The sequence below is a fragment of the Companilactobacillus kimchiensis genome (genome assembly GCF_001438805.1).
Taxonomy (GTDB): Bacteria; Bacillota; Bacilli; order Lactobacillales; family Lactobacillaceae; genus Companilactobacillus; species Companilactobacillus kimchiensis.
This window is the reverse complement of the sequence record NZ_JQCF01000008.1, coordinates 1-26,330: the sequence shown is the minus strand read 5'-3', so window position 1 is coordinate 26,330 and position 26,330 is coordinate 1. Positions and strand designations below refer to the sequence as shown.

The window sequence follows — 26,330 nt, the reverse complement described above, 5'->3', positions numbered from 1 at the left end:
GGAAGATGGCATTCTTAAAAGAATTCTTTACTTCTTTTCTTTGTTCTTTAAATCTTTCATAGCATCATTAGGTTTAATTTCAGGATCATTGTTAAAGTTCAATGATACACCGTGATTCAAAGTAACACTAGTTACTTGATACGTTAAGGTTTCAATATATTCAACCACTGGACGGGACAATTGTTGAACTTGTTTAGCATCAAGGTCTTGAATCTCACCTTGGAAGCCAACTGGTTGAACAACTTGTCCAATCAAACCAGAAACTTTAAAGGGAGCATTTTCAGTATGAATTTCAAAAGGAACAACTACTTGTAAAATCTTTCCTTCATCCTCATTGATTGGTTGGCCATCCTCACCTTTAAGATCAGGTTTTTCAATGTTGATATTCAAATTAGTTTTCACATCAGCAGTTGGTGCCTCGATATCGTAATGAAATGATTGAACTGTAACTACACCTTTATTGATTTTCATAATCTATCTCCTTAGTCTAATTTATCGTGATCATAGTGATGACTTAATTCTAGTCCTGCAAAATGTTGTTGACGAACAGCTTCATAGATTACTAAAGCAGCACTGTTAGATAAATTCAAAGCGCGAATATTATCACTCATTGGAATACGCAAACACTTTTCGGGATTATTGCGCATGAAATCCTCTGGCAAACCAGTTGTTTCTTTACCAAATAAGAAATAATGATCAACTGAAGTGTCACTTAAATCTTGGTCACTATAAATTTTATCAGAAAATTTGGTAATCAAGTATAAGTATTTCTTATCGGGAACAGATTCGATAAAATCATCTAAACTATCATGATAAGTAATATCAACTTTCTCCCAATAATCCAAACCAGCACGTTTCATATGGGCATCATCAGTACTAAAACCCAACGGACGAATAAGATGTAGTTTGGTATTAGTACCAGCACAAGTTCTGGCAATATTACCAGTATTAGCTGGCATTAATGGTTCATAAAGTGCAATATGATTAGTCATTATTTAGTTTATTCTCCTTTTTACAAAAAAAGCGCATCTCCTCGGTGAAAACCACGGCAAGGACATGCGCTAGTATAGCCTCTTGTTTACATGCTTTTGTCAAAATCACTTCTGAGAAAAACAAATAACACGCAAAACTCACTAGATATTATATACGATATGTCCGGTATAGACAACATGTTTTTGAATTATTTATGAACTTTCTTAGAACTATCTGTGTCCTCAGGTTCAGCTGGTTCTTCTCGATCTTCAATCAATTCCTCTTCACTGTACCAAGTCGAATTACGCTTGAACCAATTAAAGAATCTCGCACAGATGATCTTCAAGATGGCAAAGATTGGAATACCAGCAATCATCCCTACCAAACCGTACATTCCGGCAGAAATTAATAAAACCAGAATCGTTGTTACTGGATGCATCTGCATCTTGTTACCTACAATAATTGGCGAGATTACACGTGTTTCAACTGTTTGCTCAATTACAAAGACCAAAAGAACTTTCAAAACCATCGACGGTGCAATAAAGGCTGCAATTACCAATGATGGAATCAAAGCTAGAGTCGAACCAATGTAAGGAATTAGATTCAAGACTCCTGCCACAATACCTAAGATTAACGCATAACGTTGTCCGATAATTAAATAACCAACAAAGAACATTACCGCTACCCAGAAGGCAACTGTTAATTGACCAGTAATATATGAGCTCAATGATTGACTGATTTCTGAGATCATATCTCCAACAGACTTTTTAACCCGATCAGGCATGAACTTAATGATGGATTCTTTAAATTTTTTATCATCCTTTAGCATGAAAAAAAGAATAAATGGTGCTGTCATCAGAATAACGATCACATTAGTTAAAACACTGACCGCTGAACTAATATTGTTCATTGTCTGTGGCAAAATCTGATCCATCGACTTCTCAAAGCTCTTAGTAACACTAGTATTTGTCTCGACTAGACGTTTCTTCACCAAATGTAATTTCGGATCGGAAAACATATCTTGTAAACTATTATTCAAAGAATTCCAATACTGAGGCCAATTTTTAATCAATGAATCAACTTGACTCTGAACGAATGGAATTAAGGACATCACACCCCAAATCAATAGTGCCAAAATAATAATAAATACAAAAGTAATAGAAATGATCCGATTAACATGAAATTTATTTTCTAGGACGTTGATCAAAGGGTTGATCAGATAATACAATACCAACGCTAAAATAACCGGCGGCATCGTAATTCCCAAAATCTGACCCAAGGGTTGAAAAACAAAACTTATCTTTGAAAATAAAAATATGATCAAAAATACCAAAAATACGTTGACCAGAATCACCGTCAATTGGTTATTTAAGAACCATTTGTAAAACCAACTTCTCTTTCTCTCCGGTGTTTCTTTCATAAACTGCTCCCCACAAATTTTCTACAAAGATTATACTGTATATTATAATACTATACATTGTTTGGAGGAATTAGTAATGCTTGAAAGGGTTCTCTTTAGTGGTTACACAAAAAATGCTGGTAAGGGTGTTTACTCAGCGCAATTAAATTCTGATAATGGTGAATTAACAACACCCAAACCATTGGTCGAATTAGATGGTCCAACTTACATCGATGTTACTAATGATATGAAATTAATTGCTTTAGCTAAAAAAGGCGATCGTGGTGGAATCGTTGTTTACGATATCAGTACTGATACACTAAAAATGTTGGATGAAGATTTCTCTGAGGAAACTTCACCTTCATACGTTAAATTTGATGCCAGTCGTAATTTGATTTTCAGTGCCTACTTCCACTTGAGTAAAGTTAAGATCGACCATTTAACTGCTGATGGTAAGATCGAACATTATTCAGAGGTTAAATTTGAAGGTCACGGTCCTCGGGTTGAACAAGATCAATCGAAACCCCATTTCAGTGCTTTGACACCTGATGGTAAATTGATTATTTGTGATTACGGCGCTGACCGTATTTACATTTACAGTCTCGACGATCCTAAACAACCTAAATTAATGAACAATTACATCGCCCCATCTGGTTATGCTCCTAGACATTTAGTCTTTAATCCAACCAAATCTTATGTTTATGTGGCCTGTGAATTATCATCAAAAGTCCTTGTCATGAAGTATGATGGTGAAACTGCCGGTTTGACTTTAGTTGACGAAGTTTCCGCTGCTAAGGATGAACAAAAAAATACTACTGCCGCTATTAGAATTAGTAAAGATGGCAAGTTCCTTTACGCTTCAACCCGTGGCGCTGACACAATTGCCGCCTTCACAGTTGATCCAAACGGTGACCGTCTCAAGAAATTAGATACTGCTTCAACTAAGGGTAATGGTCCAAGAGATTTTGACATCGACCCTTCCGATAAATATTTAATTGCTGCTAACCAAGATTCAAATGATATGGCTATTTTTAAGCGTAATGTCAACAAAGGTATCTTGACTAAATTGGGAAATAATATTTCCATTCCTGAGTGTACTTGTGTACACTTTATCTAGCTTCAAATTTAATCAGGAGAATACTTATTAATCATGTTCATTGAAATTATTAAAACCATTGTTCTTGGTATCATTGAAGGTTTTACAGAATTTCTACCTATTAGTTCGACCGGACATTTATATCTAGCTGATGAGTTTATTAAACTAAACGAATCAAAAGCTTTTATCAATATGTTCATGGTAGTTATTCAATTCGGAGCGATTTTAGCTGTTATCCTCATTTACTTTCACAAGTTAAACCCTTTCTCACCTAAGAAAAATCATCGTGAGAAGAGCCAAACTTGGAGTATCTGGTTCAAAGTTATCGTCGCTATTTTACCTTCAGTAATTATTGGTTTGCCATTAAACGATTGGATGGACGCCCATCTGACTAGCTGGCAAGTTATTTCAGCCACCCTATTCATCTATGGTGTACTTTTCATCATCGTGGAAAATTGGCTCAAAAACAAACGACCACAAACCGATAGCTTAGAGGATTTGTCTTACAAGACAGCTCTTCAAATAGGTCTTTTCCAAGTGCTTTCCTTAGTTCCCGGAACTTCACGTTCTGGAGCTACAATCTTGGGTGGTATGACCGTTGGTACATCAAGATTCGTTGCCACTGAATTTTCTTTCTTCTTGGCTATTCCAACTATGTTTGGAGCTAGTCTTTTGAAGATTGGTAAATACTTTATGCATGGTAATAGTTTTACTGGCAGTCAATTATTAATTCTTTTCATTGGTACTTTTGTTTCATTTATCGTTGCCTATGCTTCAATCAAGTTCTTGCTTGATTACATCAAACGTAACGATTTCAAAGCCTTCGGTTGGTACAGAATTATTCTTGCCATCATCGTTGTTGCTTACTTTGGTCTAAAAACTGTTCTAGCATAATCGTTAAAGAACGTCTGTGGACGTTCTTTTTTTGTTACACTATATTCATCAAACAAAGAGAGGTTGATCATTATTTATAAAGAAGTAGCTTTAGAAAACTTTACCAAGATTCCCACCGCTGTTTTGAAAGGTGCTAATCGAATCGAACTAAATGACAATCTAGCCGTTGGCGGAACTACTCCTAGTCACGGAGTTCTGCAAGAAGCCACAAAATATCTCCAAGAAAAATCAGTTCCCCTAGTTGAAATGATCCGTCCCCGTGGTGGTGATTTCGTCTATAACGACCTAGAAATCAAAATGATGGAGGCCGACTTATTCGAAGCTCAAAAATTGGGCGTTGATGGTGTGGCTTTTGGCGCTTTGACCGCTGATGGTGACTTGGATGTTGATACAATGGAACAATTGATTGCCGCCTCTGCTGGTATGCAAATTGTGTTCCACATGGCCTTTGATGCTTTGGCTGAAGACAATAAGAAAAATGCTATCGACTGGTTGGTTGACCACGATGTTGATCGGATTTTGACTCACGGTGGACCATTAACTACCCCAATCGATCAAACTTTGGATAATATCAAAAAATACATCGATTACGCTAATGATCGTATTACCATTCTTCCTGGTGGTGGTGTTAATTATAAAAACTGCGATGCTATTGCAGAAAAACTTGGGGTTAAAGAACTACATGGTACTAAAATTATTGATGATGTTAATAATTAAGACAAATTAAAAACGCTCTGGCTAGTTAGGTAAAAATCTAATTAGTCGGAACGTTTTTTTGTTGTTTTTTGTTAATCTGTATATTTTAAATCGAAAATCATACTGAGGTTTTTTAAACCGGGGGGATTATCCCACAAGTGACTTGTTGTTGAATTATGCCGCACTAACGGGCTCCGAACAACAAATTCTTCCGGTTTGCCTGACTTTACTAATTGCACGCAAAGTACGGCGTGTAATTAGTAAAGTCGTGCAAATCCTCGGAATCTGAACGTTGTTCTCCACCCTCACGCTTTGACGAAGTACTGCAAGAACATTCCAGCAATACTAAAATAAATCAAAACACTGGTCAAATCACTCAAGGTTGAAATGAATGGTCCACTGGCTACGGCTGGATCAAAGCCTAAACTGGACATCAACATTGGAATGAAACTTCCGGCTAAATTAGCTACGGTTATAGCAGCACACATGGCTAGTCCAATAACCATTCCCAAAACAAAATTATGTTTCCAGATTCCGACTAAGAAAAAGACGGATACTCCGGTTACTAATCCGGTCACAAAACCGGTCACAAATTCTTTACCTAATAACTTCAAAAAATCATGGCGATCTATCTCTTCAACCGCTAATCGTCTGACCGCTACGGCCAAACTTTGAGTTCCGGCATTACCAGCAGTACCGGTAATCGTTGAAATAAAGACCGCTAAAATACTGGCTTCGGCTAATAAGCCTTCATAATGATTAATCAGAGTAGCCGTGATCATACTCAATAATAACAAGGTGATCAACCATGGCAACCGCTTGGAGGCGGCCTTTAGAGGACCATCGTTATTAGTTTCGTCCATACTAACACCGGCCAAACCTGAATAATCTTGTTGAGCTTCATCATCAATAACTTCAATAACATCATCAACAGTAATGATTCCGACCATTTTATTCGAGTGATTGACAACTGGAACGGCCAAGAACTCGTAATCTCTAAATACTTGGGCAACTTCAGCCTGTTCGGCATCAACATTAACGGTAATAATATCGCTATTCATTTTTTCGCCTAAGGTGTCGTTATCATCTAGTAAAATCAAATCACGCAAGGACATAATTCCTACTAAATCATCATGATTATCTAGAACGTACAAATAATAAATCGTTTCAGCAGTCTTAGCAAATTGTTTCAAATCCTTGATTGCTTGTGCCGCGGTATCTTCTTCATGAAACTTCACGTAGTCGGTCGTCATAATACCACCGGCCGTTTCCGTATCATAATGTAATAAACCACGTAGATTATTAGCGTCGTTCTTTGGCATTTCTTCTAAGAACCGATCAACATCGGCCTTGTCCAAATGTTCCAAAACATCGGCAGCATTATCATCGTACATGTCGTTCAACATTTTAGCGGCGTATTTTAAATCCATTTCCTTTAATAACATTGGAATTTCAGGCGTTTCATCTTCGATCGTATCGAACATGTCACCCATTTCATCTGGTTCCAAAATTGAATAAAGAGTCATTCGTTCTTCTTTATTTAATGTGAGATAAAAAGTACTTTGATCATAAAAGTGCATATCCAAATAGGTCTTCCGGAAACGCTTCTTATCATTATTATCAAGATAACTTTTTAATTGTGTAAACTTGTCTTGCAGTCTCTTCTCATTCTCGTCCATTCCTCTCACCCCTTAGCACACTTTTTAACATTACCATATCTTTCGGTAATGGTGCCTTTAATTTCAATAATTCCTTTGTAACAGGATGAATGATATTCAAACGGTAACAGTGCAATGCTTGCCGCTTCATTCGTGGATCGATTTTTTTACTGTACATGTCATCCCCTATAATGGGATGACCAACCGCTGTTAAATGAACCCGGATCTGATGAGTCCGTCCAGTTAATAACTTTAATTTCAAAAGACTTGCATTGGCGTACTTTTCCACAGTTTTATAAACCGTTCGTGATTCTTTCCCAGTCTGATAATCAATATTGCGCATATAAAAGGCCTGCGGATCAATCCCAATTGGTAAATCGATCATACCTTCAGCTGGTTGAAGCTGTCCATAGACCATGGCTAAATAAAACTTTTGAAAATCTTCTGTATGTAAAATTTGATCTAATAACGAATGTGCATACGACGTTTTAGCAAAGACCATTAATCCGGACGTATTTCGATCAAGTCTGGTTACTAAATGGATCGAACTGTTCTCTTTTTTGTCGATCAAATAAGACTTGACCACATTGGCCATCGTCTTACTGTCCATTGCCTTGGCCGGTAAACTAGCAATCCCTGGGGGCTTGTTCACAACTAATAAATAACTATCCTCATAAATTATATCAACCGCACCCTTCATCGGAACAATCAGATCAGAAGGTTCATCGACACTCATCACAACCAGTATCTGATCGCCAGTTTTTATTTTGAAATCGAAATGCCGTTGCTTATGATTAACAAAGATTAGTCCGCCTTTATTTTTTATATTATGTAATTGACTAGAGGAAAACTTATGTTGGACTAAAAATTTACGAATAGTTTTCTTATCATCATTATCAATTGTGAACTTTAGAAAGCGACTACTTTTGTTCATCTTGTGCCAAAAAGGCTGTTTCTACTCTAGTCCAGAAATGGCGGTGACGATATTGAGCAAACTGGGCCCGTTCATAATTAAGCTTAATGGTGATCTTACGGACATTCTTCAATTTAGTCGTGATTCCGTCACAACTGATGACATAATCGTCAGCGGTCTGTGGATAAAGATCAACTTGTTGATTGTGGGGAATGATAATTGGCGAAGAAATTGTCCGGTAAACTCGGTTATTAATTGAAGCAATCTCAATCATTTGGAAAACACTGATTTTAGGATGAATCAAAGCGCCACCGACTGACTTCGAATAAGCTGTTGAACCCGTTGGTGTTGAGAAGCATAGTCCATCCCCACGAAAACTTTCAAAAAATTCTTTATCCAAATCAACCCGAGTTTTCATAGTTAATGAAGAAAGACGACGGACGACCGTTTCATTGATGGCAATTCCGTGGAACAAGGAACCTTCTTTATTTTCAACCATAACATCCAACAGTGGATAACTTGTGGAAGGAATATTATCTTTACATTCAATAATTCGTTTAGCCAGATCATCGATCTCAGTATCGGTCCAATCAGAATAAAAGCCCAAGTGTCCAGTATGCAAGGCCAAAAATTTCACTTTATCTAAATGGGCTGCATAGGCGTGGAAAGTACTCAAGAGAGTTCCATCACCACCAACACTAATAACCAATTCTGGGTCACGACGATCAAGAATCAGACCAGCATCCAGCAATTTACTCCGCAAGGTATTGGCAGCAATAACTGATTTTTCTTTACTATTATTATTAATCCATAATTTCATTATTTTTTGCGCTCCGTCGGGTTATTTAAATCTCGTTTTCGATCAGTGAAGTATTGTTGAGCATCTTGGATTTCTTCTCGAATCTTGGACATTTCCTCATCCAACATAAATGAAGCTTCCGCAGCACGTTTCAATCTTTCGTTAATTTCATCAGGGAAATCACCCTTGTACTTATAGTTTAGTGAATGCTCAATTGTGGACCAAAAGTTCATTGCCAAAGTTCTAATTTGAATTTCGGCGAGTATGTTTATTTGACCATGAGCCGTTTGAATGGGATACTCTATCACAACATGGTAAGAGCGATAACCACTGGGCTTACTGTTGGCAATATAATCACGTTCCTCAATCACCCGCATATCTTCTCTGATATGTAGGAGTTTAGCGACGTCGTAAATATCCTCAACGAATTGACATTGAATTCTGATCCCGGCAATATCTTGCATATCTTGTTCTAGTAACTCTTCAGTGATAAAACGACGACGCATTTTTTCACGAATGCTATCAACCGTTTTAACACGTCCTGTTACAAATTCAATTGGTGAGTGTTCATTTTTCTCTAGAAATTCTTTGCGGAGATTTCTGAATTTAATTTTTAATTCATCAACCGCCTGTGAATATGGTATCAAAAATTCATTCCATTTAATTTCTGCCATAATGACCTCGCTTTACTTATTTAATATATCGTATATTTGTGAAAGATTCATCCAATTCTGAATATTATGTCCGTGAGTTTATAATTTTACCTTTTCCATAAAAGTTGGTAGAATGACAATGCAATAGAGAGATGGAGGGAAACATAATGTGGGAAGTATTCTTATATATTAATCCCTTATGTTCGTACTGTTTAAAAGTGGAGCAAGCAATGATCGATTTCACTAGAAAGCATGAGATTGATACTCAGTATCATTTCGTAACGAACTATAATATGGCAACAATAAATGATTACATGCAATTAAAGGGTTTTAAAATCACTGATATTAATGAGCGAACAACTGCCTCACAAGAAGTTGTTGAAGCTGCCAAACTATACAAAGCCGCCTCATGCCAAGGTAATAAGAAAGCTCGTAACTTTTTGATGAATCTTCAAGAACAAGTAAACGTTCTAAACAATCCCTTTGATGATACCACTATCAAACGTACGATTAACAATAGTGGGCTCGACTATAAGGCAATTATGGTCGATAAAGAAAGCCAATGTGTTGTTCAAGGTTTAAAACGTGATCAACAACTATCAATGGAAATGAATATTCAAAAAGCCCCAACCGCAGTTATTTTTGATTGTGACGAAGAGGCTAAACCAGGCGTTATGATTAATGATTTCGGCATTTCAACATCTCAAGAAAGTATCAATGCTGCTGTCAATTCACAATTAAAATGTGAACTTCCACAAGCAGATGAATGCATCAATTCTAATACTGTTATCAGCCTTGATAAATTCAGAAGATAACTTTGCTTGCAAAACTCTCTAACAAAACATAAGAAAAAGCCTTCACTTTTGTGGAGGTTTTTTGAGTGGTCGTTGATTTAATAACGGTTGCTTGAGTAAAGTCCGAGTTTGTCCACAAGCTATCTGCCAGAGAGGATGCTGATAAATCGGTGGTTGCGGTTTGAAGATTCGCTCAGCCAAATACTGCTCCACCGTCATCTGATGCTGACTATAAAAATCCATTTTTACTTGTTGCGATTTGGAATCATTTTGTCTGCGAATTTTTTGAATCAAAAAATTATTCATCATGACTGACTTGACTGGATTTATTTGCGGCTGAAACGTAAATATTTTTCCTAATTCATGATAGTTAAAAACCTGTCGTTGTGAAATAATTTTGCTGAAAGGACCGACCAACTTAATTTGATAATAGATAATAAAGCGTCGTTGTTGGGAATCCAACATCAATAAATAATAACCTAATTCCTGACTATAACTAATAAACTTCAGATGCTCTCGCCTAACTTTAATATCCAGGTAATTGCCACCTAAGATCCAAACGTTTTTAATTCTCTCCTGCCAATAGCCAGCAACACGATCTGATAATGTTTTAACATCAATTTTGGCACACTGGTATTCAATTGCTAGATGTCTGTTAATAAAAATATCAGGTCGTTGTTGGATTTGCGGCAAAAAATATTCAACCTCAATTTTAGCTGATAAATATTTCTCTAAAACAGTGGCAATTAACACCTTACCCTGTTGATGAATCAGACGTTCATTGACCGTATTATGCTCCCGACTAATATGTCTAAAAAAACAGCTAGTTTCATTAACAATTAATTTAACTGGTTGTGAACAGTGGCTACAAAAATAGTTTTCTTTTTCCACTGCATCCTGTGCATAAGTTAATGTTCCCTTTTTATCCAAAGCTGCATACATTTTCATCACCTCTAACTAAAAATACGAAAAAGTTAGTGTGATAACTAAAATTATTTTCATTTGAGCAAGAATCAACAAAGTTTTTATTATNTTCCACAACAAAGCCGATTTGGCTGGTTGATTGTTATTAATTTAAAATAAAAATCACACCATATTATTGTGAATCTCTTAATTGAGAATTCATAAATAATATAATGTGATTTATTTATTTGAAAATGTATCCCATTTATTAACTGAAATAATCAGTTAATACTGGCTTTTGATTTGAAATAAAGAGTTTTTAGTCAAAACATCCTTTAGTTCTAGTCAACTTATTGCTTACCAAAATAATATCTAGTTAATTCTAATGCAGTCTTAGTCATGATTTCCTTACCATATTCTGATAAGACGGCCGCTGTAACCTTGGTCTTAAAGCTATACTCGCTGAGTAATGCTACAACATCACTGTAAGTCATTTCGTGCATTTCATCTGTAAATAAAATCAATTGTAAATAATACTTCTTATCATATTCCCAAAGATTAGAGATGCCACTTTCTAAGTGTAGTAAATTAGCCAATTGGACATAATCTTCAAAGTCTTTAAATTCAACAATAATTGTCTTGGTAGGTGTATCTGGGTCATTCAAATATGGCGCTGTATCACTGTCATATTCTTCAGTACCTACTTTGTTGTCATCAATATCATCGTTATTATCATCGTTACCGACTGAATTTTGTAGCCCATCTAATGGCAATGAACCTGTACCCTCAGAATCATCACTCTTGCTAATCAATAATTCCAAACCTTCTTTGTTCGGCATTATTTGGAAAGTTACAGGTTCTTTATTTGTAAAGACATGATCCTTATCAACTTCATCCAAAATACTATAGAAGAACGATTCAATCTGCTTCTTATTGCCGAGCAAATCCAAAACAGTAACCCCACGCTCTTGTAAATCTTCTGTACTAAGAATGACTCTGATTGTATTATCATTAAGTCGATCCATTTCCATCATAGTCACCTCAATTCTGTATCTACAGTTTAACAGTCTCAAAAACTATTTCAACTATCATATCCTGATGATACGAGTCAATTAACTAATATACTAAATCTAACTATACTAGTCAAAAATAACCCCTTTTTTCTACAAACTATTCGTCAGATTCCACGTTAAAGTTGTTGAATAATTACCATTCTTGGCATATTTATCATTATTCATATCGAGTAATAAGCCATGGCTATCATCCCAATTGATATTATTTTTACCACCATCGATCTTGCCATCATAAACAACCATGGGTGAATCGGAAAGGATTCTATTGACATTATTCTCATCACGATAAACTAAAACATCATCCATTGTTTGATTATCTGAAGCTGTTAAAGGTTTGTCCATAGACACTGTCAAATCAGTATCAAAAGAATTATTTGGATAATTATTATTATTCACGGTAACTCCAAAATCCTTAGTCTTACGATGAACCAGACCTGATACTCCAGAAACAGTTCCAAAGTCTAAGTCCGGAACTTCCATTGATAAATCTTGTTTAGTCTGCTGTTGCCAAACATAAGTTGTCACTGGGTTATCAGTCGTTGCAAATTTATTCATAATATCATCACCTGAAACTAAATCACCTACTGGAGAATGATTCGTCCCGCCATTTACTTCATTAACTTCTTGCCATCTATCACTGATGGCTGAATATTGAGTTGTTGTGGAGTTGTCTTTGATCAGAGTACCTGGAGTTGGGCTTAACAGTCTAGCTCCCATATCAGTTGGTTTGGCCTTGGGATCAATCAAAACAGTCTTCGGGCCCAAAGTAATCTTCCAAAGATTTCGGTTACCTCCACCCAACATATAATTAATATTCGTTGCTTTGGTTGTATCAAAGCTAGAAATGTCCAGAATTTCAAGATTAGTCATAGTGTTGAACATTGCATAGAAATTAGTACCGCTTGAAGTATCCCATTTTGATAGATCTAGAGATTTTATGGCTGACGCTTCAAAAAACATTTGACTAAAACTAGTTACCTTAGATACATTCCAATTTTCCACCGGTAAATCTACTAAATTTGTATCATTATAAACAAAACTGTAAAGAGAATTAACTTTGGAAACATCCCACTTTTCAACAGGTAAATACTTAACTACAGAGTTATTAGCAAACATTCCACTCATTGTAGTCACTGAGGATACATTCCAATCCTTTATAAAACTGAAATCCTCCATTTTTAATCCATCAAAAATATTTTGTAAATTAGTTGCATTGGACATGTCCCAATCGGCAATATTGAGACCACCAAAATCAGTTATATGTGAATTAAAAAACATATAGCTAAGATTCTTAGCAGAATGCATATCAAAATTACCAATTATTTTCTCTAGCTTTGATGTCCCACTAAGAAATCTAGTAAAATCAGTAACATTAGAAGTATCATACTTTGATAAATCTATTACTTGAAAACTGGTTCCATTAAACATACTTGCTACACTTGTATTTTTGTCGATAACTAACGTTTGATAACCTTGGAGAGTATTTTCATTTAATAATTTATCGCCATTAAACATTGAAGCTGTACTAACAAGACTATCCGTATGCCACTTTGATAGATCTAGTGATGTCAAGTTAGGGCATGAGTCAAACATGTAACCTGCATTTGTAACATTACTGACATCCCAGTTTTCCACAAAGGATAAATCTGTATCAGAAACTGCTTGAAACATTCCCAACATATTGGTTACATTTTTAGTATCCCAATTTGCAAGATTTTTTACCTTATTAACATTACTATCGTTAGCAAACATATATGCCATATTAGCTACGTTTCCAATATTCCAACTACTAAGATCTAAAGAATCAAATTTAGACTTTTGAAACAAATAAGACATATCAGTAACTGCCGAAACATCCCAGTCCTTAATATCATTAGCATCAGTCTTAGTAAAATCAACACCCCTAAAGGTTCCACTCATCTTTAACACTTTACTTGTATCAAATTTCTCTAAACCAATAATTTTTCCAGGTACATTCTGAAAAGTGTTACTGAGATCAGTCACACTACTTGTATCAAAATTAGAAACATCCAATGATTCAAGAGCAGTACAGTCATTAAACATTCCTATAAGCCAAGTAACCTTAGAGGTATTAAAGCTAGATAGATCAATACTTGTCAAAGAGGAGTCCTTGTTAAACATATTGTTCATCCACTGCGTACTTGAAGTATCCCACGTATCGAGTCCAATAATATTAGTTAACTTCGGATCCTCTGCGAACATTCGACCAAAGGTATGTGTCTTAGAAACATCTAAATTTGTAACATCAATCGTAATCACATTTGGCAACTCTGAAAAAACAGAATTATTAGCGTCTGCCGTCAATATATCGAGAGCTGGACTAACTCCAGTATCCACATAAACACTCTTAATATTACTGGCATAAGGGCTCCAGCTACCTTTTCCATAGGCCAACTGCCCTGCATGAATAGTCAATTTACCATTACTATCAATATCCCAATTAGCCGTACCACTGGTACCGCTGTGAGTTATTTCTGCTGCTGTGACTGCTAATGGCATGATGTTATTTACTTGAGAAGCTAACTCATTGTTTATAGATACCGATGCATTCTGATTCAACATTTCTTGAGCATCATTAGTTACAGCTGCACTGATGGTCTTACCACCAGAGAAAACTATACTTAATCCTAAAATAAAATTACATGTCAAAAAGATACCATGAAAAGCTAAGCTAGATAAATCAGTTCTCCTACTTATCCTCAACATAATAATTCCCCCAAAAATGTATAGTTATGTAGGGTAAGTATATATTTATATAAGCAAAATTCAGAATCATAATTTATAAATATTTTTGTTTATAATTGACATAATCTATTGATAATTTATAACGATTTTAAAATATAAAATGACGACAAAAAAAGATCACTTCCATATGGAAAGTGATCTGGTAAATTTTATAAGCCAGCCATTAGTTGAGCCTTTTGAAGTTCCATAGTTCTGACACTTCTTGGCAAGAATCTTCTAATTTCGTCTTCATTGAAGCCAACTTGGAGACGTTTGTCATCCATGATAATTGGACGCTTCAACAAACCTGGGTTTGATTGAACTAAGTCTAATAATTGATCAATTGTTAGATCATCTAAATTAACCTTAAGGTTTTGGAATGCCTTTGAACGTGTAGAGATAATTTCCTCTGTTCCGTTTTCAGTCATTTGAAGAACTTGTTTAATTTCTTGCTTGTTTAAAGGTTCGGAATAAATGTTTCTTTCTTTGTAAGGAATGTCATGATCCTCGAGCCAAGCCTTGGCTTTACGACATGATGTGCAACTTGGAGATGTATAAATGGTTACCATATATAATCTCTCCTTTCCTGTGTAGTATCAAACATTTTAAACACAAGAACATTGTAACTTACTATAATTATAAAATCTATACTTTTTCAATAAAAAGTTACGAATGTTTGTTCTACATTTAGTTAATTGTGAAATCACGTACCCGACAAATAGCCATCTATGTAACTTTTTCACAAATTACATAAATATAAGTTTATTTATTGCATAAGTTATAATTTATACCACTTTCAATGTAAAACTTAACGGTCAATCTCCACTTAGACGTTAAGTTCGAGTCCCTGGAATGCGTGAACAACTGGAATATCACCAGCATACTTCTGTGACTGACTTAACATAGTCTCAGCATCAACTGTTTGTGGAAGATGACTGATCAGCAAGCGTTTTACATTGGCTTGTTTAGCTAGGGTCCCTGCTTCTTTAGTGTTAAGATGTGCCTTGCGTCCTGTTACATCCTCAGGGAAATTAGTATCAGCAATCAATAGATCTGCATCTTTTGCAAAATCAACTAATCCATCAAAGTATGTTGTATCTGCCGTATAAACGATAACTTTACCGTCTTTGGCGGTGATACGCATTGCATAAGCTGGAACAGGATGAACTGTTCTTAGAAATTCAAACTTCAAGCCTTCGATATCACTTGATTCGAAGTCATTATAAGCGATTCCCTGTGTTGCATTCTCAACTGTCAGTTGCGCATAGTTGACAAAATCTTGAGTATGACCATAAATAGGTAGTAGGTGATTCTTTTTGGCAGCAAGCCATTCATACTGCAAGACACCCACATCTGCTGTATGATCATGGTGATAGTGGGATAAAATAACGGCATCAAGCTCTGTTGGTTGCATGTAGTTAGCTAAAGCATTCAGTACGCCACTACCGCAGTCAATCAACAAATTCTTGTCGTCATTTTGTAAAAGATAGCCGGATGTTCCGATCCCGTTGTGAGGGTAACCACCATAAAAACCCAATACTGTAAGTAACATAGAAAACCTCCAAAAATTTTTAAGTTGAAAGGATTTCAATAATTATGAACATAACATTAAAGCTAGGCACATATAATTTTTTAAAGAGTCAGCTAACTTCTGCTGATACTTTATTAAAACCCTTATTTCATGCTAATGCAGACCATCTTTTAATAAAAGATTTATCAACATTTGCACAATATCGTAGTATCACCGGGGTTTACGACCGTAATAAGAATCTATTTTCTTTAACCTATTTGAAACTCAACGCCGATCAGGCCAAGTTATTCGAGGATAAACTCTTCGGTACCCGTCAATACTCTTTTAATTCTACATCAACTGCCGTCCTTCAAAAAAGGGAAAGTCCACGAGAATATTTAATTATTAAAACTTTTACTGAAACTGGCCAAATCAAAGCTTGGCAAAAGATGCTCCAAGACGAAATTCAAACTCAAATCCAAGGTAGCACTGAAGAGGATTTTGGCTTTTTCTCCAAGGCTTATTCAGTCATAGATTAAATTTCTGTTTAACACCTCGCCATGAAACTTGATAACTAATAACTCCAAATAGACTATACAACACTACGTAACCACCATAGATCAAGATAATATTTTTCGACATATGATGACCAAAATCAAACATCGCAATGGACGTATATGATTGGATCAAGGCAAAGATTATCGGAATTAAGAAGGTCAGGGTATTTTCCCGACGAACAATTCCTTTGATCTCACTCTCCTCGACCCCAATTTTTTGGAGTGTCCGCAATTGTCTGGATTGATAGTCATCCCGTAAGAGTACCCGCAAAGTCAAAACACTGCCTAAAGCAACCAAGAGCGCCACACTGAACAGGGCGACAATAAAGAGGTAAAAGCCTCCACCTTGGTTAAACCGTTTCTTAAGATTACCTTGGCGTAAAAAACCTGCCTGAGTATACGTAGCAGCCTCATACTTATTAGGTTCCTTTTTCATAACTTCAATATTGGATTTTTCTAGTGATGATTTGAAATCAACCTTCATATAATAGGCATCCCGATAACCACCTAAACGTTCCAATTGATCATGGCTAAGTCGATCCCCTTTTTTGAAATCCCAACCATAAAAAGTATCTTTCACCTCAGCGGGCATCTTTTGGTAATACTTGTTAGGAACGATCATCATGGGTCCAAAATGCATTGAGCTACCATATGGAAAAGAATATCCCATCTTGGCATCTTGAATCATCGGGGCATTCTTGACTTCAATATTATGCTCACTGGTGGGATTGTTATACATCAAGGATGAATTATAATCAATCTTCAAAAATTGATGACTATTAATTTTACTATTGCCTTTGCGCATCCGTTTAGGCAATGATTTATAGGCTGAATATGACATAAAAGTCATCGGTTGACGGACATATGATTCATTCGATTTACTATAATAAGAAACCAAATTAATTTTGACTTCCGTCTTATAACGCCCTTTGATCTTGGCGTTATTTTTTTGCAATTCTTCACGAATAACCTTAACCGTATCCTTATTAGCTGCCAGTTCAAACGGATAGGCACTGTTATAATTTTGATGTACTGCTTGGTAACCAAAATAACAAAAGGTCAGTAAAGCCAGAGCCAAAGCTGATAATTCCGTTACAAACCACAGGATCGAAATATTTTGAAAAAGTCGTTCCTTCATATATTTGAATGAAAAAATATTGACCCCAGAATAAGCTACCGAATGAATCTTTTGCATCACATTGAGAATTGTCGGTAAAAATCCGAAATAAACTAAATAAGTCCCAAAAATATCGGCTCCCATGATATAAACAATCTCAATCAACGGTTTGGATGAATAACTGATCATCCGCATATCTTTAAACAAATAGAACGTACATATCTGGGCACTAAACAACAATAAAATTCCAAAGGCTCCTGCTGGAATACGTAGCCACCAACGAGTTTTGATGATGACCTTGCGTTGTTTCTTTTGTAAGATTCGCATTGTTTTAATAGCATTGATGATACTCAAGACCAAAGTTGAGAAAACAAAGATCTCCAACAATAACCATAAATCATTCAAACTGATATGCATGGCAAAGTTAAAACGAACTCCCATCAAATAAAACAACATCATACCCATAAATTTTTGAAATATCAGCGTCAAACCTATTCCAATCAACCAAGCCAGTGCTTGAACAATTGCAGTTTGAAAAAAGCCAATCGCAACTAAGATCCATCTTGGCATTCCTAATTTTTCAAAGGTCAAAAATTCATTACGCTGCTGCTTGATAAAAAAACCACCAACATAGATCATATAGACAAAAGCACAAAAGGCAAACAGGCCACTCATGGTCACGGTAATGTCATAAATAAAGGTATCCCACAAACGCAAAGCATTTCTCAACGAAGGATTGTCCCCCATTGAGATCAGAATTCCAAAAACGCCAATGGCAAAGCTACAAGCAAGAATATAGATCAAATAGCTATCTCGCATATTGGAAAGGCTACGTCTAATAATTTTGCGATACATTAAAGTAGTCACCTCCCCCAATAGTCCGTTGCATATTGATGATCTGTTCAAAGAATTTATCCCGTTGACCAGGATTAACAATCTCTGAGAAAACAACCCCATCTTTAACAAAAATCACTCGACTACAATAACTAGCCGTAAAAGCATCGTGTGTCGCCATCAAAATAGTCGTCCGTTCTTTTTGATTGATCATTTGCATATAATTTAATAGGATCGTTGCGGATTTTGAGTCCAAACTTCCCGTCGGTTCATCAGCAAACAGAATCTCTGGATTATTGATCAATGCCCTCGCAGCCGCGACAATTTGCCTTTGACCTAATGACAATTCATCAATTGCTCTACCAGATAATTCTTCAATATTTAAAAGATTCATCATATAAGTAAAGCGTTCCTCGATCAGTTTTTTATTGGAACGATTTAAAGCAAGTGGTAAAATAACGTTTTCTTTCACATTCAAAGAATCAAGCAATTCAAAGCTTTGATAAATAAAGCCCATTTTATTACGGCGATATTTAGCCTGATCTCGATCATGGAACTGGGTCAGATCCAAACCATCGATAATTATTTGACCGTGATCTGGGCGAGCATTGGTTGAAATCATATTCAGCAAGGTGGTTTTCCCAGCACCTGAAGGGCCCATGATTCCTAGGAACTCGCCTTGTTCAACCTCTAGACTAATATCTTTGATGGCATGGACTGCCGTTTTCTTTTTTCCAAAATCTTTCGAAATATTCTTTACAGCAATTTGCACAGTAATTTCTCCATAGTTAATTAATTATTGTTATCATATTATATAGTGTCTTTATTCTAGCACGGAGGGAATTTTATCATGGCTAAAATTATGATTATTGAAGATGATCCATCAATCTCTAAGTTAATCAGCGAGAATCTTGAAAAGTGGCAAATGAGTTCTTATATCACTGAGGACTTCAATGACATCATTAAACAATTTAACGATTATAAACCTGATCTGGTTTTACTTGATATCAATCTACCTGTTTATGACGGTTATTATTGGAATCAAGAGATTCGTAAGATCTCCAAAACACCAATTATTATTATTTCATCACGTAATTCAAATATGGATCAAATTATGTCAATGAATATGGGTGCCGATGACTTCGTCGAAAAACCCTTCTCAATCGATATTTTGATAGCTAAGATCAATGCACTTTTACGTCGCACTTACGATTTCACTAAGAGCGCTAGTGATACGATCGAACACAACGGACTCAAATTAAATCTTTCCAGTGGAACCGTTGAAATTGATGACAATAAAATCGACCTGTCTAAAAACGAATATAAATTATTACAACGTTTGTTAAAAGATCAAGGTAAAATCGTCACTAGGGAACAACTTTTAAATTTCATGTGGGATGACGAACGATTTGTTGACGATAATACTTTAACCGTCAATATCAATCGTCTTCGTGGCAAAATTGAAAAATATGGCCTTAAAAATTATATTGTAACTAAAGTAGGTCAAGGATATATTATTCCCTAACGAGGTAAAAAATGACATTTTTTAAATACTTACGTGATCATATCTACTCCATTTTAATCGTCTTAGTTGGGATGACCTTTGTTGAACTGGTGCTCTTTTTAGATCCACGGGTTCATTTCCATGCTGGGACCCTCGTTTATACCTGGGTCCTAGCGATGATTTTTCTAATTGCCAATTTAATCGTTTCCTATAATCATAAGAGAAATTGGTACAATCAACTGGAAAGTTATCAAGAAGACCTCTCCAAGGAACTTTTTGGGGCTCGCAATAACGAGCAAAAATTTATTCAGACTAAAATCAATAATATCTCTTTAGAATATCGTAATGAACTGACTGAATTATATCAGAATCAAAAAGATCAGCGTGAATACACCGAGTCTTGGGTCCATGATATCAAGGTTCCCCTAGCGGCATTAAAGTTATCTCAAGATGATGATCTTGATCCCAAACTAATTGCTGAAGAACTTGACCAAATCGATTACCTAGTTGACCAAGCCTTGTACTTTGCTCGTTTAAATAATTTCTCGAACGATTATTTGATTCAAGAACAAGATCTAAATGATATCGTTAAAGCCTGCATCCGAACTAACAAACGTCTTTTCATCAGTAAACGAATCGGCATCAGCATTGATGTGACTGAAAAGAAAATTTTGACCGATGAAAAATGGTTAAGCTTTATTATTAATCAGGTTATTTCTAACAGTTTAAAATACACTGATCAAGGTGGTAAAATTGATATTTTCACCACCACCTCCGATAATAATATTCAGTTACATATCAAAGATAATGGTATCGGGATTGCTAATCAGGATATCAGCCGTATCTTTAATAAAGGGTTCACTGGTTCCAATGGTCGAAAATCAGGTAGTAAATCTACTGGGATGGGCCTTTACTTAGTTAAAAAAATGAGTGATAAATTAGGTCATGCGGTACAAGTTAGATCACAGCCTGATCAAGGAACTGAGACTATTATTACCTTTTTGGATCTGCCATATTATAAGTAGTTACTTTGGTCCCGTATACGGTGGTCCACCAATATTCCTTACGAGTATTGGCGAAAATACTTACTTGATCCCCCTGTCATACCTATTTTTATCAAATTCTTGATTCTAGCTTTGGATTTCTTCCATGATTTCCAGATATACTGCCTGATTCTACAACGAAGCCATTCACCCAACTTGTAGATGAATATTTTCATCTTTCCAATTCCGTAGTAGTTGAGTTCCACCCATTCTTTGATTGATTTCTTTAAGGAGAACATCGAGACTTCCGTTAATATAGCTGAGAAATTAATTTTTCTTACCTAGAATCACCAAATACTCTGGTACTATGACATTTTTACGGACTGTTTTGGGATTGTCTCAACGGTATTCATCGAGAAGGGCTTTCTTATAACTTTTCGGATAAAGATATCAGAATTGAAAAGAACTACATTAAAACTAAAGGCCGGACTTCCGGCACCACTACTAAAGATGTTGCTATCCTAGTTGATAATCTAAAGGTTGAAAGTTGAATATTACATAATACCCCCGGCATGCCGGGGTTTTATTGTACAAAAATAGACATGAATTCATTCACATTTGTATAATTAAGGCGTCGAAACCAAACATACAAAGGAGTATTCATATCCATGTCTATTTTACAACACTCAACCACTTCAATTCATCATTCTTTTGGTCGTTTTTCTAAATTGGTACGCTTGTCCGAAGTTTTAAGATCCTCAAATATACAGAAATCCAAAGGAATAAAGGTTACTATTCTTTTGGAGTGGCTATTGAATGCGCTTCTTAATAGATATTCATTATTTAGAGCTAACGAAAGTGAGCTCTTCTCTAAAAAGACAGTTAGAAATTGTCTAAATGATCCGCGAAGACGTCAAGCACTTATAGTAGATGATTCTTTATTCAAACGTGAGTTTTCTAAAAATACCGAGCTGTTGGCTCGTGTTTTTGACCATGATAAACAGATGTACTTTAAAGGGTTCCATGCTTTAACCATAGGTTGGAGCGATGGAAATACCTTTTTGCCTGTAAATTTTGCATTAATGTCATCTTCAAAAAAAAGAAAACCAACTTGGAGTATTCAAACACTTTGATAAACGTTCTTTGGGGTATCAAAGACGTACACAGGCTAAGCGAAAGATGAATGATGTTGCTTTGGAGTTAATAGATTCTGTTTTAAAAAATAGTATAAGGGCAAAGTATGTCTTGTTCGATAGCTGGTACAGCTCTCCACATAGGTTTCACAAATTATTAAAACGTGGATTATTTAGTGTAGGAATGTTAAAGAGAACTAAGAAAGTATACTTCCACTATCGCGGTCGTCAAATGGATGTGAAGACACTTTATGAAACGCTTTGTCGTACTAAATGGTACACAAAAGAAAAGTATCTATATAGTTCAATGGTTACTTTTACTGTCGATGATCAAGCGATGCCTGTTAAGTTGGTTTTTGTAACTAATCATGGAAATAAAAATAACCATCTGGTATTGTGTACTACTAAAACAAGTTTATGACGAGATCATTCAAATGTACGATAGACGTTGGCAGATTGAAGACTACTTTAAAGTGGCTAAACAATATCTTCAATTTGATAAGACTCAAATTCAGAACTATGACGGATTATGCGGACACATGGCTATGGTTGCACTAGGATATGACATCCTAGCATTAAACCAGTGGGAGAATATCGACGAGCGAACGCTTGGATATATATATAGGAGAAATCTACCTGATATTGATATTACAGATGCCTTAAATTGGTTGATTCAAACAATAAATAGTCTAACCACTAAATTAAGCATGGATTCATCTATTTTGGATAAGATTTTCGACGAATTTATAAAAGCATTACCCAATCGCCTTGTCAGGCTTCTGGATAATGCTTCATGATATGAAAAATCTATATTTTATTATCTTACTTCAACAGGATCAATGATTGAAGAGTATTTTTATACTTTCAACCTTTAGATATTTATCCAATAGGTTTACTTCAATGAAGGTTTAGTATTCTCTCCTGAATTCAGGTATCAATTACAGTTATATCTACCCTTAGATATTTGGCACCGAATCAGTTATACTCCAACTAAGTTTTGTCGTATATTTTCCGTGTGGAATTACCTTATTGCCTTGAATCTTTAGCAATAATCCTTCGTTGGGCGACCAGCGAACTGACGGAACTGCTTCTCCATCTTGAGTCATATTGATAGGAACATTTCCATTATCATCAACTGTTTGGTCGTTACCATCTTTATCACGGAAAACCAGACTACCTGGGAACTTGACTGAGCCGTCTGTCTCCAAGACTAAACCCGTTGCTGAAATACTTACAGTCTGACCATTTTTGACTGCACGATTATCACTGACATCCAAAACGTTCTCACTTGAACTTGGTGTAACACGTTTTTTAAGAGTATCTTTTCCAACTAGTGAATTAATTGTTCCGAAATCGATATCTTGCGGTACCATTTTCAGTTCACCTGTCTCAGATTTATCGAAGTTAATGAAGTTTGTCGTACCAACAGCTTGATCAATTGGAAATGAATTACCACTATGGTCATTACCTCCACTACCATCAAAAGTTGGAGTGAAAGCTATCGAATTATCATAATCTGCTGGCGCTTGACCATGGAACGTGAGAGTATAGTTTGTCTGAGAAGCAGAACTATTATTAGTCTCTGGTAATGAAATCTCTTTCGCCGTTAAAATTGACTTATTTGAGTCGCTAGGATCGTCTTCTACCGTAATATCATCATCCGGAATTGGTTGCGGATTTGTTGTTGTTGAGTTATTCGCTGACACAATTGAAACGTCGGAAATTGTCATACCTTTAGGAATCTCGGTTTTATACACTCCATCGACAATGGCTCCAGAAGAGTAATCACCAAATTTAACCGTCAAATTAGATGTGAATAAGATAGCGTCGTTAGCCATAGTATGGTCGACCGTATCATTGGTTTCATGAGTGGTGCTGTCATTTCCTGGAGTTGTTTTATTATTAACTGTATTTGTCATTGAAACTTCAGGAACATCTTCTTGGGAACTCGGACCAGATGCTGCAGCATATGGGTTACTATCAATAAAGGTGTGATAAACTTTTGGTGTCGGTTTTTTTGCAAATATGTCGCCACTTTTCTTCGTCATATAGTTCATACTAATATCCGCATAAACATAGAGCGGCCCTGTACCATCCTTACCTGGTTCATCTCTATAGAAGGAATAATCAAAATCAAAAGCATCGGGATTCAAATCCAGTTGATCTGGGTCGGTCGTGTCAATAGTTGAAGCAATTGTGCTTTTAGTACTATCGTCGCCACCATCATCTTGACCATCCGTCTTTACAACATGCCAAGTAACTGTAACGGTTGGGGTATACGATCCAGCTTCAGCCTGAGCCTTGGCGATGGTATCGGTAATAAGCTTTTTACGTAAAGTGTCATCAATCCAAAAATGAATCATGGTATCGTTGAAAATTACACTATTGTTATTATTTGCTTTAACATTTGCAGCTAAAATTGTAATGTTAGCTGTAGCACCTCCAACACCGCTAGCACTATTAAAGTTTACCTGCAATGCAATACTTCCCCCGTTCACACGGGAAGCATAAGGATTACTTCCACCCTTAATATTAGAAGTTACGATGGCAGTTCTAGAATCATCGTTTGGAACCGTGACCTTATCGCCCCATTTATTAGTTTTCGATTTACCAATGTTGGCAACGGTCGGTCCAGTATGATCTGCGCCATCATAAATTGTAAAGGAATTGATTGTTGCGTTAGCTACCCCATTGTCACTTGTACGACGTAATGTAATTGTTGTCGTGGTAGCTGCATTAGCATTAGTATCCTGCGTAAAGGATCTGACCAAATAAGAGACATTAGCTTGTAGATAAACGTCACCGGTAGATGACGGGGGTCCATTCGTAACTCCACTAGCAGATGGATCTGATTTGGTAATAATCACTATAGGAGATGTTAAAGCATTTAATAATGAAGTCTTGTCTGGCTGACTGACATCAGTTTTATTGAAGACCGAGGTCAAGTCCGAAACATCGGTAGCACGTTCGTAACTTGCTTGAGCAGAGGCTTGAACTATTTGATTTACCGCATTATTCGATGATTCCACTTTTGAATTGGAATCAACAGCAGCCTGAATGGTGGTCGGAGAAAGGGAAACAATCAAACTCATCATTAATATAATTATACAAATTATTTTAGATAAATTTTTCCTCGCTTTCATTTTATTTCTCCTCCCTTGTTAATCCTATTTAGTTACTATAAGTAACATATAAAGTAGACCAATTAGTATAAACCATTTTACTGTTAGACCCATCTTTCAAAGTTATTTTTGCACGATATTGTGTGCCATTATCTGCTACGTCAGTAGCATCTGTTGTGTAAGAATCAGTATAGTATTGTCCCAAGTATTGTTCTTTTGTTGTACCGGGAGCCTTCTTATACCATTGAACTTTGGCTTGCCCTTGATTAATAAGCCCTGTTAATGTGCTTGTGTCACCTTTTAAATCGAAAGTAGCCGCTTGTCCAGGTTGAACGGTCTGATCGGATATTCCACCGCCGACTTCAATATAGGTTGTACCAACTATAAAGGAAGTATCCATGTTATGGAATGTTCCGGGTCGCCTGCAAAGGTGTTCCTAAATCAGCCGCATCAGCAATAGAAGGACTGTAGACGATTGCAGTACCAAGCGCCATCGATGAGAACAGAGTTACAAACCCTAATTTAATGGCTTTATTCTTTTTCATAACTATATACGCCCCTTATAAATTATATTATTTTAAAAAAGATGTTATGTAAGCGATATCTTTCACAAATATTATGCAATTTTTTTAAACATTATCAATTTCAAGTTATATAAATAAATTTTGCATATTGTGATTATTAGTTGCCATATCAATGGTTAAGGAAATTTTTTTTTTGATAATTGTTTAGGAATATATTTGTTGGTTTTAGTCTGAAATCAGACATAAGTTATAATTTATTGGCTTTTTTGTTATTAATACAGAAAAAATATAAGAAAAACGACTTTTTCTATATCAACAACGTATCACCGTTTTAATTCTCATGGTGCTTTATTTTATCTGTGATAATGATCATCTTTGATATAAATTGAGCATTCACGGATCAGTTATTATTATGGAAAAAATCGAGTAGGAGGTAATTTTTAATTACCGA

General features: G+C 35.8%; 25 protein-coding genes and 1 pseudogene. 8 read left to right on the top strand and 18 right to left on the bottom strand.

Annotated features, from left to right (window positions below):
- Positions 1-27 precede the first annotated feature (27 nt).
- The 3 genes from IV57_RS05730 to IV57_RS05720 all read right to left on the bottom strand — a co-directional run bounded on the left by IV57_RS05730 (position 28) and on the right by IV57_RS05720 (position 2,392).
- Entirely contained in the window at positions 28-471 is a 444-nt protein-coding gene (locus IV57_RS05730) for a DUF1149 family protein (protein WP_057880548.1), read from the bottom strand.
- A gap of 11 nt (positions 472-482) precedes the next feature.
- Positions 483-992: a tRNA (uridine(34)/cytosine(34)/5-carboxymethylaminomethyluridine(34)-2'-O)-methyltransferase TrmL gene (gene trmL, locus IV57_RS05725; RefSeq protein WP_057880547.1), complete on the bottom strand. Its 510-nt coding sequence runs from the start codon at positions 990-992 to the stop codon at positions 483-485.
- Positions 993-1,180: 188 nt separating this feature from the next.
- The gene (locus tag IV57_RS05720) at positions 1,181-2,392 is read right to left on the bottom strand and encodes an AI-2E family transporter (RefSeq protein WP_057880546.1); all 1,212 of its coding nucleotides are present in this window, start codon (positions 2,390-2,392) and stop codon (positions 1,181-1,183) included.
- 76 nt (positions 2,393-2,468) lie between these two features.
- On the opposite strand from IV57_RS05720, the gene IV57_RS05715 reads away from it, so the two are divergent.
- The 3 genes from IV57_RS05715 (at position 2,469) to IV57_RS05705 (ending at position 5,078) form a co-directional block, all read left to right on the top strand.
- On the top strand, positions 2,469-3,488 hold the full coding sequence (locus IV57_RS05715) for a lactonase family protein (RefSeq protein WP_057880545.1): 1,020 nt from the start codon (positions 2,469-2,471) through the stop codon (positions 3,486-3,488).
- Positions 3,489-3,521: 33 nt separating this feature from the next.
- Positions 3,522-4,361, top strand: a complete 840-nt coding sequence (locus IV57_RS05710) for an undecaprenyl-diphosphate phosphatase (protein WP_057880544.1) — start codon at positions 3,522-3,524, stop codon at positions 4,359-4,361.
- A 72-nt stretch (positions 4,362-4,433) separates the two neighbouring features.
- Positions 4,434-5,078: a copper homeostasis protein CutC gene (locus IV57_RS05705; protein WP_057880605.1), complete on the top strand. Its 645-nt coding sequence runs from the start codon at positions 4,434-4,436 to the stop codon at positions 5,076-5,078.
- Positions 5,079-5,362: 284 nt separating this feature from the next.
- On the opposite strand, the gene mgtE is transcribed toward IV57_RS05705, so the two are convergent.
- From mgtE to yjbM, 4 genes are read right to left on the bottom strand one after another with little or no spacing between them, the layout of a single operon-like run.
- Entirely contained in the window at positions 5,363-6,736 is a 1,374-nt protein-coding gene (gene mgtE, locus IV57_RS05700; protein WP_057880543.1) for a magnesium transporter, read from the bottom strand.
- Positions 6,723-7,649 carry an RluA family pseudouridine synthase gene (locus IV57_RS05695; protein WP_057880542.1) on the bottom strand — a complete coding sequence of 309 codons (927 nt, stop codon included), beginning with the start codon at positions 7,647-7,649 and terminating at the stop codon, positions 6,723-6,725. The genes mgtE and IV57_RS05695 overlap by 14 nt, the downstream gene beginning before the upstream one ends.
- A complete protein-coding gene (locus IV57_RS05690; RefSeq protein WP_057880541.1) occupies positions 7,636-8,448 on the bottom strand; it encodes an NAD kinase in 813 nt (270 codons plus the stop codon). Before IV57_RS05690 ends, IV57_RS05695 begins: the two co-directional genes overlap by 14 nt.
- Positions 8,448-9,101, bottom strand: a complete 654-nt coding sequence (gene yjbM, locus IV57_RS05685) for a GTP diphosphokinase (RefSeq protein ID WP_057880540.1) — start codon at positions 9,099-9,101, stop codon at positions 8,448-8,450. The genes IV57_RS05690 and yjbM overlap by 1 nt, the downstream gene beginning before the upstream one ends.
- Positions 9,102-9,247: 146 nt before the next feature.
- On the opposite strand from yjbM, the gene IV57_RS05680 reads away from it, so the two are divergent.
- Positions 9,248-9,895, top strand: a complete 648-nt coding sequence (locus IV57_RS05680) for a DsbA family protein (RefSeq protein WP_057880539.1) — start codon at positions 9,248-9,250, stop codon at positions 9,893-9,895.
- A 42-nt stretch (positions 9,896-9,937) separates the two neighbouring features.
- Here IV57_RS05680 and IV57_RS05675 read toward each other — a convergent pair whose 3' ends face one another.
- The 5 genes from IV57_RS05675 to IV57_RS05655 all read right to left on the bottom strand — a co-directional run bounded on the left by IV57_RS05675 (position 9,938) and on the right by IV57_RS05655 (position 16,147).
- Complete coding sequence (locus IV57_RS05675; protein ID WP_057880538.1) at positions 9,938-10,816, bottom strand: competence protein CoiA; 879 nt, start codon at positions 10,814-10,816, stop codon at positions 9,938-9,940.
- Positions 10,817-11,127: 311 nt separating this feature from the next.
- Entirely contained in the window at positions 11,128-11,808 is a 681-nt protein-coding gene (locus IV57_RS05670) for an adaptor protein MecA (RefSeq protein WP_057880537.1), read from the bottom strand.
- 132 nt (positions 11,809-11,940) lie between these two features.
- The gene (locus IV57_RS05665; protein ID WP_057880536.1) at positions 11,941-14,577 is read right to left on the bottom strand and encodes a BspA family leucine-rich repeat surface protein; all 2,637 of its coding nucleotides are present in this window, start codon (positions 14,575-14,577) and stop codon (positions 11,941-11,943) included.
- A 188-nt stretch (positions 14,578-14,765) separates the two neighbouring features.
- A complete protein-coding gene (gene spxA, locus IV57_RS05660) occupies positions 14,766-15,164 on the bottom strand; it encodes a transcriptional regulator SpxA (protein ID WP_057880535.1) in 399 nt (132 codons plus the stop codon).
- Positions 15,165-15,421: 257 nt separating this feature from the next.
- Positions 15,422-16,147, bottom strand: a complete 726-nt coding sequence (locus IV57_RS05655) for an MBL fold metallo-hydrolase (RefSeq protein WP_057880534.1) — start codon at positions 16,145-16,147, stop codon at positions 15,422-15,424.
- A gap of 44 nt (positions 16,148-16,191) precedes the next feature.
- Here IV57_RS05655 and IV57_RS05650 point away from each other — a divergent pair, with 44 nt between their 5' ends.
- A complete protein-coding gene (locus IV57_RS05650; RefSeq protein WP_057880533.1) occupies positions 16,192-16,644 on the top strand; it encodes a hypothetical protein in 453 nt (150 codons plus the stop codon).
- Here IV57_RS05650 and IV57_RS05645 read toward each other — a convergent pair.
- Positions 16,634-18,634, bottom strand: coding sequence for an ABC transporter permease (locus tag IV57_RS05645; RefSeq protein WP_057880532.1), 2,001 nt, complete (start codon positions 18,632-18,634; stop codon positions 16,634-16,636). The two genes, IV57_RS05650 and IV57_RS05645, sit on opposite strands and share 11 nt — an antisense overlap.
- Positions 18,615-19,385, bottom strand: a complete 771-nt coding sequence (locus tag IV57_RS05640; RefSeq protein ID WP_083488906.1) for an ABC transporter ATP-binding protein — start codon at positions 19,383-19,385, stop codon at positions 18,615-18,617. Before IV57_RS05640 ends, IV57_RS05645 begins: the two co-directional genes overlap by 20 nt.
- Positions 19,386-19,463: 78 nt before the next feature.
- Between IV57_RS05640 and IV57_RS05635 the strand changes: the two genes are divergently transcribed.
- Positions 19,464-20,138 (top strand): response regulator transcription factor, encoded by a 675-nt coding sequence (locus IV57_RS05635; RefSeq protein WP_057880530.1) that lies wholly within the window; start codon positions 19,464-19,466, stop codon positions 20,136-20,138.
- Positions 20,139-20,149: 11 nt separating this feature from the next.
- The gene (locus tag IV57_RS05630) at positions 20,150-21,142 is read left to right on the top strand and encodes a sensor histidine kinase (protein WP_057880529.1); all 993 of its coding nucleotides are present in this window, start codon (positions 20,150-20,152) and stop codon (positions 21,140-21,142) included.
- Positions 21,143-21,180: 38 nt separating this feature from the next.
- Here IV57_RS05630 and IV57_RS13365 read toward each other — a convergent pair whose 3' ends face one another.
- Positions 21,181-21,399 carry a group II intron maturase-specific domain-containing protein gene (locus IV57_RS13365; RefSeq protein ID WP_420806319.1) on the bottom strand — a complete coding sequence of 73 codons (219 nt, stop codon included), beginning with the start codon at positions 21,397-21,399 and terminating at the stop codon, positions 21,181-21,183.
- 369 nt (positions 21,400-21,768) lie between these two features.
- Between IV57_RS13365 and IV57_RS12970 the strand changes: the two are divergent.
- Positions 21,769-23,030: pseudogene (locus IV57_RS12970) on the top strand (IS4 family transposase).
- 159 nt (positions 23,031-23,189) lie between these two features.
- Here the strand turns inward: IV57_RS12970 and IV57_RS05615 are convergent.
- The 3 genes from IV57_RS05615 to IV57_RS13145 are packed head-to-tail and all read right to left on the bottom strand — an operon-like array spanning position 23,190 to position 25,900.
- Positions 23,190-25,376 (bottom strand): hypothetical protein, encoded by a 2,187-nt coding sequence (locus IV57_RS05615; protein ID WP_057880528.1) that lies wholly within the window; start codon positions 25,374-25,376, stop codon positions 23,190-23,192.
- 28 nt (positions 25,377-25,404) lie between these two features.
- Positions 25,405-25,755 (bottom strand): hypothetical protein, encoded by a 351-nt coding sequence (locus IV57_RS05610; RefSeq protein WP_057880527.1) that lies wholly within the window; start codon positions 25,753-25,755, stop codon positions 25,405-25,407.
- Between the two features lies 1 nt (position 25,756).
- Positions 25,757-25,900 carry a hypothetical protein gene (locus tag IV57_RS13145; protein WP_157051913.1) on the bottom strand — a complete coding sequence of 48 codons (144 nt, stop codon included), beginning with the start codon at positions 25,898-25,900 and terminating at the stop codon, positions 25,757-25,759.
- Positions 25,901-26,330 lie beyond the last annotated feature (430 nt).

Coding starts and splice junctions, on each gene's coding strand:
- IV57_RS05680 (WP_057880539.1), top strand. CDS start 9,248: ATGTGGGAAGTATTCTTATATATTAATCCCTTATGTTCGTACTGTTTA.
- IV57_RS05675 (WP_057880538.1), bottom strand. CDS start 10,816: ATGTATGCAGCTTTGGATAAAAAGGGAACATTAACTTATGCACAGGAT.
- IV57_RS05670 (WP_057880537.1), bottom strand. CDS start 11,808: ATGGAAATGGATCGACTTAATGATAATACAATCAGAGTCATTCTTAGT.
- IV57_RS05715 (WP_057880545.1), top strand. CDS start 2,469: ATGCTTGAAAGGGTTCTCTTTAGTGGTTACACAAAAAATGCTGGTAAG.
- IV57_RS05665 (WP_057880536.1), bottom strand. CDS start 14,577: ATGTTGAGGATAAGTAGGAGAACTGATTTATCTAGCTTAGCTTTTCAT.
- IV57_RS13145 (WP_157051913.1), bottom strand. CDS start 25,900: ATGAAAAAGAATAAAGCCATTAAATTAGGGTTTGTAACTCTGTTCTCA.
- IV57_RS05690 (WP_057880541.1), bottom strand. CDS start 8,448: ATGAAATTATGGATTAATAATAATAGTAAAGAAAAATCAGTTATTGCT.
- IV57_RS05650 (WP_057880533.1), top strand. CDS start 16,192: ATGAACATAACATTAAAGCTAGGCACATATAATTTTTTAAAGAGTCAG.
- IV57_RS05610 (WP_057880527.1), bottom strand. CDS start 25,755: ATGGATACTTCCTTTATAGTTGGTACAACCTATATTGAAGTCGGCGGT.
- yjbM (WP_057880540.1), bottom strand. CDS start 9,101: ATGGCAGAAATTAAATGGAATGAATTTTTGATACCATATTCACAGGCG.
- spxA (WP_057880535.1), bottom strand. CDS start 15,164: ATGGTAACCATTTATACATCTCCAAGTTGCACATCATGTCGTAAAGCC.
- IV57_RS05615 (WP_057880528.1), bottom strand. CDS start 25,376: ATGAAAGCGAGGAAAAATTTATCTAAAATAATTTGTATAATTATATTA.
- IV57_RS05720 (WP_057880546.1), bottom strand. CDS start 2,392: ATGAAAGAAACACCGGAGAGAAAGAGAAGTTGGTTTTACAAATGGTTC.
- IV57_RS05630 (WP_057880529.1), top strand. CDS start 20,150: ATGACATTTTTTAAATACTTACGTGATCATATCTACTCCATTTTAATC.
- mgtE (WP_057880543.1), bottom strand. CDS start 6,736: ATGGACGAGAATGAGAAGAGACTGCAAGACAAGTTTACACAATTAAAA.
- IV57_RS05695 (WP_057880542.1), bottom strand. CDS start 7,649: ATGAACAAAAGTAGTCGCTTTCTAAAGTTCACAATTGATAATGATGAT.
- IV57_RS13365 (WP_420806319.1), bottom strand. CDS start 21,399: ATGTTCTCCTTAAAGAAATCAATCAAAGAATGGGTGGAACTCAACTAC.
- IV57_RS05655 (WP_057880534.1), bottom strand. CDS start 16,147: ATGTTACTTACAGTATTGGGTTTTTATGGTGGTTACCCTCACAACGGG.
- IV57_RS05635 (WP_057880530.1), top strand. CDS start 19,464: ATGGCTAAAATTATGATTATTGAAGATGATCCATCAATCTCTAAGTTA.
- trmL (WP_057880547.1), bottom strand. CDS start 992: ATGACTAATCATATTGCACTTTATGAACCATTAATGCCAGCTAATACT.
- IV57_RS05710 (WP_057880544.1), top strand. CDS start 3,522: ATGTTCATTGAAATTATTAAAACCATTGTTCTTGGTATCATTGAAGGT.
- IV57_RS05645 (WP_057880532.1), bottom strand. CDS start 18,634: ATGTATCGCAAAATTATTAGACGTAGCCTTTCCAATATGCGAGATAGC.
- IV57_RS05730 (WP_057880548.1), bottom strand. CDS start 471: ATGAAAATCAATAAAGGTGTAGTTACAGTTCAATCATTTCATTACGAT.